This window comes from Neoaquamicrobium sediminum, from assembly GCF_040970315.1.
In the GTDB taxonomy this organism is placed as follows: Bacteria; Pseudomonadota; Alphaproteobacteria; order Rhizobiales; family Rhizobiaceae; genus Aerobium; species Aerobium sediminum.
In genome coordinates, this window is sequence record NZ_JAZHFV010000006.1 from 680,730 (window position 1) to 693,127 (window position 12,398).

The window sequence follows — 12,398 nt, forward strand, 5'->3', positions numbered from 1 at the left end:
ATGTCATGCGATACGTTATCGTGATCATGACAGTGACGTTGTTCATCCTGTGGGAATCGATCTACGGCGACTGGATCGTCACCAGAACCGTGGTCGGCGAGATAAGCCGGGTGGTCGACAGGCTGGGGCTCTAGCGGTCCTTGACCGTTTCCATCGCCACATAGGTGGATGTCTGTGCGACGTGTGGCAGGGCCGAGATGCGCTCGCCCAACACGCGCCGGTAGGCCGCGATATCCTTCGTGCGCACCTTGAGCAGATAGTCGAAGCTCGACGCGATCATGTGGCATTGCTCGATCTCCGGCACGGATAGAGCCGCCTTGTTGAAAGCATCGAGCGCGGCGGATCGGGTATCGGAAAGCTTGACCTGGACGAAGGCGATGTGGCCCTGGCCCATGCGCTCGCGATCGACGATTGCCGCGTAGCCCCGAATGAACCCGTCCCGCTCCAGCCGCCGCACGCGCGCCATCACCGGGGTCTTGGACAAGCCGACCTTACGGCCGAGTTCCGCCATCGATAGGCGCGCGTCGCGTGACAGAGCCGCCACTATATTGCGGTCGATGCGGTCCAGTTGATCTTCTGTCACCGTACGTATGGTCCAATTAGTCCGAATTTCCCGCATTCATTAGGCCAAATCGCCTATGAAGTCGACAGGTTTGGTAAAGGCGGCTGGAGCAGGGCATGATATGTTTCGCGCCATTCGCTCAACATCGTCTTCGGCGGTCCGCAATGTCATCGCATCAGCTTCAGAAACTTCGCGCAGCAATTCGTGCCCACGTGCTTCCAGACGAGGAGGAGGCGCTGGCCCGTCTCGTCGCCCTTGCCGATCTCGATCCCGAAGCGCGTGCCGCGATCTCCGCGCGCGCGGCCGATCTCGTTCGGGCGGTGCGCGGCGCTTCCAATCCGGAACTGATGGAAGTGTTCCTGTCCGAATACGGCCTTTCCACCAAGGAAGGCGTGGCGCTCATGTGCCTTGCCGAGGCCTTGCTGCGTGTGCCGGATGCTGAGACGATGGACGATCTCATCCGCGACAAGATCGCGCCGCACGACTGGTCGGCGCATTCGGGCGGGTCGAGTTCGATCTTCGTCAACGCCTCGACATGGGCGCTGATGCTCACCGGCCGTGTGCTGGAAGACGGCGAGGGCGGCATCGAGGGCACGCTGCGCTCGATGGTGCGGCGCCTGGGCGAACCGGTGATCCGTAAGGCGGTTTCTGCGGCCATGCGCGAAATGGGCGAGCAGTTTGTGCTGGGCCGCACCATTGACGAAGCGGTCAAGCGCGGGCGCGACTACACCCGCAAGGGCTACACCTATTCGTTCGATATGCTGGGCGAGGCCGCGCGCACCGAGGCCGACGCCTTGCGCTACCATCGCGCCTATGCGGCCGCGATCTCGGCGCTGAATGCGGGTGCGACCGACGCCGATATCGCGAAGAACCATGGCATCTCGGTCAAGCTCTCGGCACTTCATCCGAGATACGAGACCGGCCAAAAGGAAACGATGCTGCCTGTCATGGCCAAGCGCCTGTTCTCGCTGGCGCTGGCCGCCCGCCATGCGCGCATGGGGCTCAACATCGATGCCGAGGAAGCCGATCGGCTCGACCTCTCGCTCGACGTAATCGAGAAGGTGCTTTCCGAGCCCGAACTGGCCGGCTGGGACGGGTTCGGCGTCGTGGTGCAGGCCTATGGGCCGCGCGCGCCCTTCGTCATCGACTGGCTCCATGCACTTGCGAAGCGGCTTGACCGCAGGATCATGGTGCGGCTGGTCAAGGGTGCCTACTGGGACACCGAGATCAAGCGTGCGCAGGTGCTGGGGCTGGCCGGCTATCCGGTGTTCACGCGCAAGCCCAATACCGACGTCTCCTACATTGCCTGCGCCCGGAAGCTGCTCGGCATGACCGACCGCATCTATCCGCAGTTTGCCACGCACAACGCCCATACGGTTGCCGCGATCCTGCAGATGGCCGACGACAGGCAGGCGTTCGAGTTCCAGCGGCTGCACGGCATGGGCGAGGCCCTGCACGACGCTGTGCGCAAGGCCGAAGGCACGCGCTGCCGGATTTACGCGCCGGTGGGCGCGCATTCCGACCTGCTTGCCTATCTCGTGCGCCGTTTGCTGGAGAACGGCGCCAACTCATCCTTCGTGCACCAGATCGTTGACAAGCATGTCGCTGCGGAAGAGATCGCCAGAGATCCGTTCGATGTGGTGGCCTCGCAAGGACCAGCCGCCAATCCGGCGATCCCGCGCCCGGCCGACATTTTCGGGGCGCAGCGACGCAACTCGAAAGGATGGGACATAACCGATCCGGTGACGCTCGCAGAGGTCACGGAGGAGCGCGCCAGGTTCGATGCACCGCACCAGTGGCGTGCGGGTGCCGGCAGCAAGACGAGGGCAGTGGTCAACCCGGCTCGACCGATGGAGATCGTCGGTGAGGTTTCCGAAGCGAGCACCGCAGCGGTCGGCAAGGCTGTCGATGCCGCAGTAAAGGCTCAGCCCGGATGGGAGAAGACGCCGGTTGCCACGCGCGCGGCCGCGTTGCTGCGCGCCGCCGATCTCTACGAAGAGGATGCGGTCGAGTTCTTCGCGCTCTGCGCCCGCGAAGCGGGTAAGGTGCTTGCCGACGGCGTTGCGGAGGTGCGCGAAGCCGCTGATTTCCTGCGCTATTATGCCGGGCAGGCGGCCGAGGTCGAGCGTCACACGACGGCGCGCGGCGTGATTGCCTGCATCTCGCCGTGGAATTTTCCGCTGGCCATCTTCACCGGGCAGATCGCGGCGGCGCTCGTCACCGGCAACACCGTCGTCGCAAAACCGGCCGAACAGACGCCGTTGATTGCCGCGCGGGCCGTGGAGCTTCTTCACGAGGCGGGCATCCCGAAGGACGTGCTTCAACTGCTGCCGGGCGACGGTCCTTCCGTCGGCGGCCCGCTGACGGCGGATCCGCGTATCGCCGGCGTCTGCTTTACCGGCTCCACCGACGTGGCGCGGCTGATCGAGCGGCAGATCGCCGAGACGGCGGACCCCGACGCGATGCTGATCGCCGAGACGGGTGGTCTCAACGCGATGATCGTCGATTCCACCGCGCTGCCCGAGCAGGCTGTACGCGACATCGTCGCCTCGGCCTTCCAGAGCGCCGGCCAGCGCTGCTCGGCGCTGCGCGTGCTCTATGTGCAGAAAGACGTCGAGGCGAAGGTACTCGAGATGCTGACTGGTGCGATGCAGGCGCTGCGCCTGGGCGACCCGGCCCTGATCTCGACCGACGTCGGCCCGGTCATCGATGACGAGGCACGGGACAACCTGACCGGCTATTGCGCCGACATGGAAAAGAAGGGGCGTCTCGTCGCCCGGCTCGATACGCCGTCGGAAGGCCGCTTCGTGGCGCCGCATATCTTCCGCGTGGAGGGCATCGGCGAGATGGAGCGGGAAATGTTCGGGCCGATCCTGCATGTCGCGACCTTCGCGGCGGATAACATCGACAAGGTCATTTCCGACATTAACGCAAAGGGTTACGGGCTGACCTTCGGGCTGCACACGCGCATCGAGGTGCGGGTGCAGCATATCGTCGACGGCATCCATGCCGGCAATATCTATGTGAACCGCAACCAGATCGGCGCGGTAGTCGGCTCGCAGCCTTTCGGTGGCGAGGGGCTGTCGGGCACGGGACCGAAGGCTGGTGGCCCGTCCTACCTGCGGCGGTTCCGCAAGGGCGAGGTGACGGCGCTCGCGCCGGCGGCTGGCGACGTCGTGCCTGCGCGCACACTGGCGGAGCACATGCCGGACGCCGTTCGCAGCGGCTGGTCGACGCGGCTCGATCGGATCGGCGTGCTCAGGAAGCACCTGCGCGGCAAGGGCGCGGAGGCAATCGCGGCGGCGGCCGCGCTTGATTACGGCCCGGTGGACCTGCCGGGCCCGACCGGCGAAGCGAATACGCTGCTTCTGGTGCCGCGCGGGCGCACGCTGTGCCTCGGGCCGGACCCCGAAACAGCCTTCGCTCAGGCGATCCAGGCACTTTCGGCGGGCAACGCCGTCCTTGCGGTGACGCCGGGCGCCCGCGCGGCACTTTCATCGCTAACCGGTAAGGGCATGCCTGTAGAAGCGATCGATGGCATCGTCGATCCGGCCGATCTGACCGAGCTGGGGGTGGAAGTGGTGGCGAGTTCCGCGGATGCGGACACGCTGCGTGCCATCCGCAAGGCGCTGGCGGCGCGCAAGGGCGCCATCGTCCGGCTCGTCGCGGCGGTGATCAACCCGACGGCCTATGTGCACGAACGCGCTGTGTGCGTAGACACCACGGCAGCCGGCGGCAACGCCAGCCTGCTGGCCGCGGCGGAGTGAGGAGAGGGGGCTATGCCCCCTCCACGACCGAAAAACCCTCGAACTGAGGGTGGCCGAGATAAACGGGCTTATGGTCGCCGGCGTTGCGGTGCGCGTCGCGGAAGTTCTGCGACTTCGTCCAGGCCTGGAAGTCGTCATAGCTTTCCCAGACGGTGTGCGAGGCAAACAGCGTATAGCCTTCTTCCTCGTTCGCCGGACCGCGCAGCAGGTGGAACTCGCGGAAACCCTTCATCTCGTTGAGCTTGGAGTCGCGGTTCTTCCAGATGGTCTCGAAATCCTCTTCCGAGCCGTTCTTCACCTTGAAGCGGTTCATGGCGATGTACATAACGTCCTTCCTTTCATGATGGCCGGATTGCCGGCTAGCTGTTCGAAGTCTTTTTTTGCGCGGCCGCAGCAGCCTGCCGGCGCGGTGTGAAGTCGATTACGTTGCCGGGCAGGAATGCCGGTCTCGCGGGTGTCGGTCCTGGCCCGGCCTGGGTGAACGCGCAGTCGCGAACGGTGTGAAGCTCGACCACGTTCGGGTCGCCCTCGACGGTCAGCGCCCGCTGCTCGATCAGTTCAAGCAACCTGGGATGCAACCCGTCGCCGCGCGCTGCGGCGAGCCGGTCAAGTTTGAGGAAGCCGATCATCGTCCAATCTCAGCGGGTAAAGGACAGCGGCAGGTCGAATGGCCAGCTGGCCCGACCTGCGGCGTCCGGAATCGGCGGGAAGGGGGCGGCGCGGTGAACCGTGTCGAGTGCGGCCTTGTCCAGCTTCGGCGACCCGGAACTACGCGCGATGCGCACGCCGCTCACGCTGCCGGTTCGGCTGACGGTGAAGCTGACAAGCACTTCACCTCGCTCGCGCCCACGATACCGCACGGCGCGCCCCAGCTTCCTTCGCACCTGGCCCGGATAGTTGGACACGGCCGCGTTGCCCTCTGCCGAACGACGCTGGTTGCCGGCAGAATCGCTGGCCGCTCGACCCTGAGCCGAACCTCGTTCGGTACCCTTGTTGGTGTTGGCCTGGGCGTTGCCCTGAGAACCGGCGGCCGGGCGTTTGGCCTGCTGCGTCGGCTTTTCCCGCCTTGGCTGTTCCGTGCGCTGGCGTTCGACGCGCGGGGCAGGCGGCGTGTAGTCGGGACGGGGCGTCGGCAGCGGCGCGCGCATCAGGGCCGCGACTTGCTCGTTGTCTTCGACGGGTTCGACGGTCTCCACCTCGACCGGGCTGGCGGTGAGGACGTCGACCGTGGTTTCACGCTGCGTCGGCGGCAGCGCCGCGATCTCCACCTCGGATTGCGCTTCCGCCAGTCGGGCAGCAGGCGAGGGCGCGGCTTCCGCGCGAACCGGTTGCTGCTGCTCCACTTCCGTTGTTTGCTGGGGCGGCGTGTCTTCCACAGGTTCGGTTCGTTCCACCGGCGTGGTTTCGACCGGACGCGCGGTCTCGACCGGCTCTGCTTCGTCGACTTCCACCGCATCGGTCGGGACGGCTTCTGCTTGCGTCGGCTCGACGGGCTCCGCCGTCTCGATTGCTTCGCCGGCGGCGCGCATCTCGGCCTCTGAAAAACCGAGTGCTGCAAGATCGACCTCGATCGCCGTCGAACCGGCGATCTGAATGGGTTCCGGGGGCGGCTCGCGCATGACCCACCATGCCGCCGTGGCATGGGCAGTCAGCATCACGAGCGCCGCCAGTGTCCATAGAACGACCTGGCCCGGCGTGGTGCGGGCGAGCTGCCGCGACCAGGCTATGTCGGGGCGAGGACTCATGGCTGCGCTTCACCTGACGGTTCGACGGCGGTCGCCGCGGCACCGCCGGGTGCGGCGTCGAGGCCCACCAGCGCGATCTTGGTGTAGCCCGCCATCCGCACCAGGTTCATCACGGTCATCAGGTCGCCATAGGCAACCGCCTTGTCGGCGCGCAGGAACACGCGCGCCTGCTTGTCGCCTTCGGTGCTGCGCTCGAGCGCGGCGGCGAGTTGCTCGTGTGTTACCGCATCCTCGCCGACCGAGACGGTAAGGTCTTCCTGTACCGTCACGTAGAGCGGTTCGTCGGGGCGCGGTTGCGCCTGCGCGTTCGAGGCCGGAAGGTCGACATTGATGTCGACGGTCGCCAGGGGGGCGGCCACCATGAAGATGATGAGCAGCACCAGCATCACGTCGATGAAGGGAGTGACGTTGATCTCGTGACTTTCGACGAGATCGTCGCTCTCGGTATTTCTGTTGAGGCTGCCGGCCATCGTCCTGCTCCGCTTTACTCAGCAGCCTGCGCGCGAGCCGCGCCATGCCCGCCCGTGAGCGCACGGCGATCGATGTCGCGGCTGACAAGGCGTTCCACGGCAGCCGACGCGTCGGCCAGCAGCAGCCTGTATCCTGCAATGGCGCGCGCGAACACGTTGTAGATGACGACGGCGGGGATGGCTGCGACCAGGCCCAGCGCAGTCGCCAGCAGCGCCTCGGCGATACCGGGTGCAACGACCGCGAGGTTGGTTGTCTGCGCCTGCGAGATGCCGATGAAGGCATTCATGATGCCCCAGACTGTGCCGAACAGGCCGACGAAGGGCGCGGTGGAGCCGATGGTTGCGAGAACGCCGGTGCCGCGCGTCATGCGACGGGCTGCCTGCGCCTCGATGCGGCCGAGATGCGACGCGACGCGCTCTTTGAGGCCGGCTGCATTGCCGTCGTGCTGCGGTCCGGAAAGGGCTGCTTCATGACCCGCCGCGCGCACAAGCAACGTCGCGGGGCTGCTGCCCACGCCCTCCATCGCCAGCCCGGCCTCCTCGAGGCTCTTGGCCGCGATGATGCGCTCCAGTGCCTGGGAGACGCGACGCTTGGCGGCCGCGAGCTCGAGCGACTTGGCAAGCCATACGGTCCACGTCACCAGCGACGCGAAGGCCAGCCCTATCATGACGGCCTTGACCACCCAGTCCGCGGCCATGAACATGCCCCAGGGCGAAAGATCATGCGGCAGGGTGGAGATTTGCGTGCCTTGCACCGCGTCGCCGGTTGGCTCCGCAGCGGGTTCGACAACCGGCGTGCCGGTTTCCGGCGCCTGCGCCGGCTCCGCAACTGGGGTGTCGCCCGATTGAGCGAACGCGCCTGACACGGGCGCCACGGCGACCAGCGTCGAGACCAGCAGGATCGCGAGGGAGCGGGCGAGGGAAGATAGGATCATCACAGGTGCAAGCCGAAGGTTAGATGCCGAACGCGGTATCGGTCCGTGTTTCCGTTTTCAGGTTCTGGATGCAGGCTCGGGCGTCGATGCCGCTGCCCTTGCATTCCGTGGCGTCGTTCACCAGCACGCGCCCCAGCGAGGAACAGTCCACGCCGGAGAAGTCGAACTGGCGGACCTTGGTCTTGCCGTCGGGCAGGTCCTTGAAGTCGACGATGGTCAACCGGCTGACCATGCCTTCCTTGTCGAAGAGCACCAGTTCGAAGGCAGCGCTCTCGAGCGCGCCTCCAAGCTGGTTTGCGACCACGAACGTGAACCGGCAACCCTTGTCGGTCGCCTGCAGCGCATTGAGTTCAACCGACAGCACTGGGGCGGGGGATGATCCCTCCGCCTCCTGCGCTGCCGCCCCGAAAACCGGGGCGGAGGCGAGCAGGGCCGAGGTCAGAATACGGCCCACGCTTTTGAATTGCATAACTACCATCCGATCTGTTTCGCCAGCGATACCTTGAACGTGCGGCCCTTGCCCGGTGTGCCGGAGAGGAACTCGCGATATTGCTCGTTGAAGACGTTATCGACACGGAAATTGGCATCCCAGCCTTCCAGCGGGCCTTCCTGCGGCTTCCATGTAACGAAAATATCATGGGTCGAAAAGGCATCGGTCGCCTCCCGCATGAAGGGGATGCTGGAGACGTGCTTCTGGGCCGCGACAATCCGACTGGTCCAGCCGAAGCTGAGACCATGTTCCGGCAGCCGGCCACCGAGTGTGAACGCGAACTCATGAGGCGCGACGGTGTTCAGCCATGTGCTGTTGGTGATGTCCTTGCCGATGACATGCGAATAGGAGGCGCTGCCGAAGAAATATTCCGAATCGTATGCCGCCTCGATTTCGGCGCCGTAGATGCGCGCCTCGCCAATATTGTCGTAGCGAGGGGTGACGCCATTGCCATGATCGGTGATCAGGTCTGTGATGTCGTTGTAGAAACCCGTCAACTTGAGCTGCAGCGCGTCACCACCCTGGAAAGTGTCGTAGAAGGAGAAGGCCGTTCCGATCTCGTAGTTGAGCGACTTCTCCTTCCTGAGGTCGGATGTCAGCGCGCCGCTGTCGAACACCTCGTCGATGGTCGGAACGCGTTCGGTATGGGCGACCGATCCAAATACCGCGAAGGCGTCGTTGAACTTGTAGTGCGCGGCGATCTTGGGCGAGAAGGCCGTGTGGGTCTTCTTGGTCGCGCCAATGATGTCGGTCGGCTCCAGTTCCTGCCAGTCCAGTCGCGCGCCGGTAATGAGCGTCAGGCGGTCATCCCAGATGAACTCGTTCTGAGCGAAGACGCCGGTTGCGACGCGGGTCCCCTGGGGATGGGTTCCCGACGTGCTCTTGAGGGTCGTGCGCTCCTGAAAGTTGGATTGCGAACCGACCGTCAGGTAATTCTCGTAGTTCTCGCCGCTGAAGTCGAAAGTGTTGTCGATCGAGAACTGGTAGGTCTTGTAGCCGAAGGTGCGGTTCAGCGACGGGATGGCAGCCTCCGACTGATCGTTGACCGTGTCGGAGAACGAAGCCTGCACCTTGAGGTCGATCCAGCGGTTGTCGGTTGCCGGATTCTCGTAAGCGATGATCGCGGTCTTGTCGGTGACCTTGCGGTCCACGAGGCCGAACCCGACTTCCTCGCCGGTCTGGTTGTATTCCTGGTCCAGCATCGTGGTCGTCCAATGCTGGTAGGAAGCGCGCAGCGTCTGCTCGTTGTTATCGCCGAAGCGGAAGGTACCCTTCACCAGGCCCGACGGCGCCGAAATCTCGGATCCCAGCACTTCATGCCCGTTGCCCGAGGTGTAGTTCTCGGCATAGCGGTAGTTGCCCGCCGCAAGGAACTCGAAGTTCTCGTTGACGCGCTGCGCGAAGATCGCCGAGCCCAGCAGGCCGGTCGAATTGGAATCGTAGCTGGTCTTCAGGCGCAACGCGCCGTTCTGGCCGTCGGCGATGAAGTCGGAGGCGTCCTTGGTCGTGAAGTTGACGACGCCGCCCAATGCACCCGAACCGTACAGGGTCGAGGAGGCGGGACCGCGGAGCACTTCCACCTGCTTGTAGAGCTCCATGTCGGTGAACAGGCCGCCCATGCGGTACTGCTCGTAGAACTTCGACACACCGTCGATATTGACGATGATGCGGCCTTCGTCGCCGGCCGTGGCCGGACCGCCGATACCGCGGATGTTGATCGACTGGCCAAGCAGCTTGTCCGAACCGGACATGTTGACGCCGGGAACCCTGCGCAGCAGCTCGCCGACCGTTTCCGGCTGGGCCTGGTCTATGTCTTCCTGATTGACCACCGTAACGGCCTGAGGCGTGTCGATCGCCACCTTTTCGGCGCCGGCGCCGACAACGAGGCGCTGGAGAAGGGTCACGCGTCCCTGCTTCTCTGCAGTGTTCGTCGTTGCCTCCGCGATTGCTGAATCCTGCGCGCCTGCCTGAAACACCCCCAGCACCATGGCCATCGCCGCTCCGCCAAGCAGAACGGTCGTCTTGTGAGCCACCAACCCCATCTCAAGTCTCCTGATTTCGTGAGATTCCACTGGCTGGCTCACTGGCTCGCTTGCTTCCTCAATGCCGCCGGTTCGTCAAAAATGTTGACCTTTTCACTCCGGTATTGCACTCCCTATTAAAGCTGATAATTAGTGTCAAGAATTCAATCGCGCTTTTGCGAAGTCGCCCCCTAGCCAGCACCCGCGAGCCCGGACAGTGAAAAGGAACGGTATCGTGAACAGCTACACCCCCTTCAATCACCCCTCCTTCCGCAGATCTTCCGCCACCGAAGGCGCTCACGAAGTTCGGCCGCGCCCCTTCGACAGGGCCGCGCGGATCGTCACCAGTGAGTCGCTGTTCCGCGGCACGCACGAGATCGGCATCGAGCACGAAGGCTCCATGTACCGGCTCAAGATCACGCGGCAGGGCAAGCTCATCCTCAACAAGTGAAGACATCAGGTGAAAACATGAGTGCTGAAGCCAAACCCAGCCCGGAAGCGATTTGTCTCGCGCGTGCGGAAAATCCCAAGATGCGCGAACGTGATCTCGCCACCCAGCTTGGTGTCTCCGAAGCGGATCTTGTGGCCGCGCATGTCGGCGAAGGCGTCCGGCGTATCGAGCCACGTGTAAGCGAGGTGCTGCTGGGTCTCGAAGCTCTCGGAGAGGTGATGGCGCTCACCCGCAACGAGAGCGCGGTGCACGAGAAGATCGGCGTCTACGACAAGGTCGTCCCCGGTCAGCGGGCAATGATGCTGCTAGGCGCCGACATCGACCTCCGCATCTTTCCCGATGCATGGGCGCATGGCTTCGCGGTGGAGAAAAACGACGGTGAGGCCGTGCGTCGCAGCCTTCAATTCTTCGACAAGGCCGGTGATGCCGTCCACAAGATTCATCTGCGGCCTGCGTCAAACGTGGCCGCCTATGAAGAGCTTGTGTCCCGGTTGATCTCTTCGGACCAGTCGCAGGCGATCGAGACGATGCCGGTCGAAAAGACCGGCTTCGACGAGAGCGAGGCCGGCAGCTCCGACGAGCTGCGCGAGCGCTGGAGCACGATGACAGACGTGCACCAGTTCTTCGGCATGCTGCGTTCGCTGAAGCTCAATCGCCGGCAGGCGCTGGACATGATCGGCGAGGACTATGCCTGGCGGTTGGACGGGGATGCTCTCAACGCCATGTTCCTACATGCCGCGCAGGAGGAAATCCCGATCATGTGCTTCGTGGGCAATCACGGATGCATCCAGATCCACTCCGGTCCGGTGGCGAACATCAAGACGATGGGGCCGTGGATCAACGTGCTCGACGAGACCTTCCATCTGCATTTGCGGGCCGATCACGTGCACGAGCTTTGGGGCGTCCGGAAGCCGACCAAGGACGGCCACGTCACCTCGGTCGAAGCCTATGGCGCCGACGGCGAGATGATCATCCAGTTCTTCGGCAAGCGAAGCGAGGGCAGGACCGAGCGCGACGACTGGCGGATGATCGCGGAAAATCTGCCGCGCCTGCCGCAGCGTACGGCCGCCTGAGGAGAAATACCATGAAATTGAGAAGACTTGCGGGCGCGGCTGCTCTCGGCGTCGCCTTGGCGATGCTTGGCTCGCCGCTGCGAGCCCAGGACTACGATGCCTCGCGGATCGTTGCCATCGGCGGGTCCGTCACGGAAATCATCTATGCCCTCGGTGAGGAAGAGCGCCTGATCGCGCGGGATACGACCAGCGTCTTCCCCGAGGCGGCGCTGGAACTGCCCGATGTCGGATACATACGCCAGCTTTCCCCGGAAGGCGTCATTTCCGTCGATCCGAGCCTCATCATCGCGCTCGAGGGCAGCGGCCCGCCCGAGGCGGTCGAGGTGCTCGAAAAGGCCAGCATTCCGATGGTCACCGTGCCCGATCGGTACGATCGCGAAGGTATCCTGGAGAAGATCCGCATCGTCGGCGACGTTCTCGATGTCGAGGACAAGGCCGCGGCGCTGACTGCCGAGACCGACACCGACCTGAAAGCCGCCGAGCAGGCCACCGCGGACATCGCGGAACGCAAGAAGGTGCTGTTCGTGCTTTCGCTGCAGGGCGGGCGCATTCTTGCTTCCGGCACCAACTCGGCTGCGGACGGCATCATCAGCATGGCCGGTGGCGTCAATGCTGTCACGGAGTATGAGGGCTACAAGCAGCTTACAGACGAGGCGGTCATCGAAGCGGCACCCGACGTGATCCTAGCAATGGATCGCGGTGGCGACCACGAGACCCAGGCGAACGACCTGCTCGCTCACCCGGCGATCGCTGCAACGCCAGCGGCGAAGACCGGCAGCGTGGTGCGGATGGACGGTGCCTATCTGCTCGGCTTTGGTCCGCGCACCGCCGCTGCCGTGCGCGACCTTTCGGCCGCTCTCTACGGCGACGCTCTGGCAGACTGA

The 12,398-nt window shown here is 64.4% G+C and carries 13 protein-coding genes; 5 read left to right on the forward strand and 8 right to left on the reverse strand.

What is annotated here, in order from left to right; translation table 11 throughout:
* Window positions 1–5 precede the first annotated feature (5 nt).
* On the forward strand, window positions 6–134 hold the full coding sequence (locus tag V1479_RS20025; RefSeq protein ID WP_280515724.1) for a hypothetical protein: 129 nt from the start codon (window positions 6–8) through the stop codon (window positions 132–134).
* Here V1479_RS20025 and V1479_RS20030 read toward each other — a convergent pair.
* On the reverse strand, window positions 131–583 hold the full coding sequence (locus V1479_RS20030; protein WP_368804492.1) for an Lrp/AsnC family transcriptional regulator: 453 nt from the start codon (window positions 581–583) through the stop codon (window positions 131–133). The two genes, V1479_RS20025 and V1479_RS20030, sit on opposite strands and share 4 nt — an antisense overlap.
* 143 nt (window positions 584–726) lie before the next feature.
* Between V1479_RS20030 and putA the strand changes: the two genes are divergently transcribed.
* Window positions 727–4,329 carry a bifunctional proline dehydrogenase/L-glutamate gamma-semialdehyde dehydrogenase PutA gene (gene putA, locus V1479_RS20035; protein ID WP_368804493.1) on the forward strand — a complete coding sequence of 1,201 codons (3,603 nt, stop codon included), beginning with the start codon at window positions 727–729 and terminating at the stop codon, window positions 4,327–4,329.
* Between the two features lie 10 nt (window positions 4,330–4,339).
* On the opposite strand, the gene hmuQ is transcribed toward putA, so the two are convergent.
* Genes hmuQ through V1479_RS20070 form a run of 7 tightly spaced genes read right to left on the reverse strand, consistent with a single transcriptional unit; the run spans window position 4,340 to window position 10,011 of the window.
* Window positions 4,340–4,654, reverse strand: coding sequence for a heme-degrading protein HmuQ (gene hmuQ, locus V1479_RS20040; protein ID WP_368804494.1), 315 nt, complete (start codon window positions 4,652–4,654; stop codon window positions 4,340–4,342).
* 34 nt (window positions 4,655–4,688) lie between these two features.
* Window positions 4,689–4,958 (reverse strand): hypothetical protein, encoded by a 270-nt coding sequence (locus tag V1479_RS20045; protein ID WP_368804495.1) that lies wholly within the window; start codon window positions 4,956–4,958, stop codon window positions 4,689–4,691.
* Between the two features lie 9 nt (window positions 4,959–4,967).
* The gene (locus tag V1479_RS20050; RefSeq protein ID WP_173191999.1) at window positions 4,968–6,074 is read right to left on the reverse strand and encodes an energy transducer TonB family protein; all 1,107 of its coding nucleotides are present in this window, start codon (window positions 6,072–6,074) and stop codon (window positions 4,968–4,970) included.
* On the reverse strand, window positions 6,071–6,544 hold the full coding sequence (gene exbD / locus V1479_RS20055) for a TonB system transport protein ExbD (protein WP_368804496.1): 474 nt from the start codon (window positions 6,542–6,544) through the stop codon (window positions 6,071–6,073). Before exbD ends, V1479_RS20050 begins: the two co-directional genes overlap by 4 nt.
* Before the next feature lie 14 nt (window positions 6,545–6,558).
* Window positions 6,559–7,479 (reverse strand): tonB-system energizer ExbB, encoded by a 921-nt coding sequence (exbB, locus tag V1479_RS20060; protein WP_173191997.1) that lies wholly within the window; start codon window positions 7,477–7,479, stop codon window positions 6,559–6,561.
* 19 nt (window positions 7,480–7,498) lie between these two features.
* A complete protein-coding gene (locus tag V1479_RS20065) occupies window positions 7,499–7,948 on the reverse strand; it encodes a hypothetical protein (RefSeq protein ID WP_173191995.1) in 450 nt (149 codons plus the stop codon).
* A 2-nt stretch (window positions 7,949–7,950) separates the two neighbouring features.
* The gene (locus V1479_RS20070) at window positions 7,951–10,011 is read right to left on the reverse strand and encodes a TonB-dependent receptor domain-containing protein (RefSeq protein WP_368804497.1); all 2,061 of its coding nucleotides are present in this window, start codon (window positions 10,009–10,011) and stop codon (window positions 7,951–7,953) included.
* 214 nt (window positions 10,012–10,225) lie between these two features.
* Here V1479_RS20070 and hemP point away from each other — a divergent pair, with 214 nt between their 5' ends.
* From hemP to V1479_RS20085, 3 genes are read left to right on the forward strand one after another with little or no spacing between them, the layout of a single operon-like run.
* Window positions 10,226–10,441, forward strand: coding sequence for a hemin uptake protein HemP (gene hemP, locus V1479_RS20075; protein WP_368804498.1), 216 nt, complete (start codon window positions 10,226–10,228; stop codon window positions 10,439–10,441).
* A gap of 17 nt (window positions 10,442–10,458) precedes the next feature.
* Complete coding sequence (locus tag V1479_RS20080; protein ID WP_368804499.1) at window positions 10,459–11,514, forward strand: hemin-degrading factor; 1,056 nt, start codon at window positions 10,459–10,461, stop codon at window positions 11,512–11,514.
* 11 nt (window positions 11,515–11,525) lie between these two features.
* Window positions 11,526–12,398 carry a heme/hemin ABC transporter substrate-binding protein gene (locus V1479_RS20085; RefSeq protein WP_368804500.1) on the forward strand — a complete coding sequence of 291 codons (873 nt, stop codon included), beginning with the start codon at window positions 11,526–11,528 and terminating at the stop codon, window positions 12,396–12,398.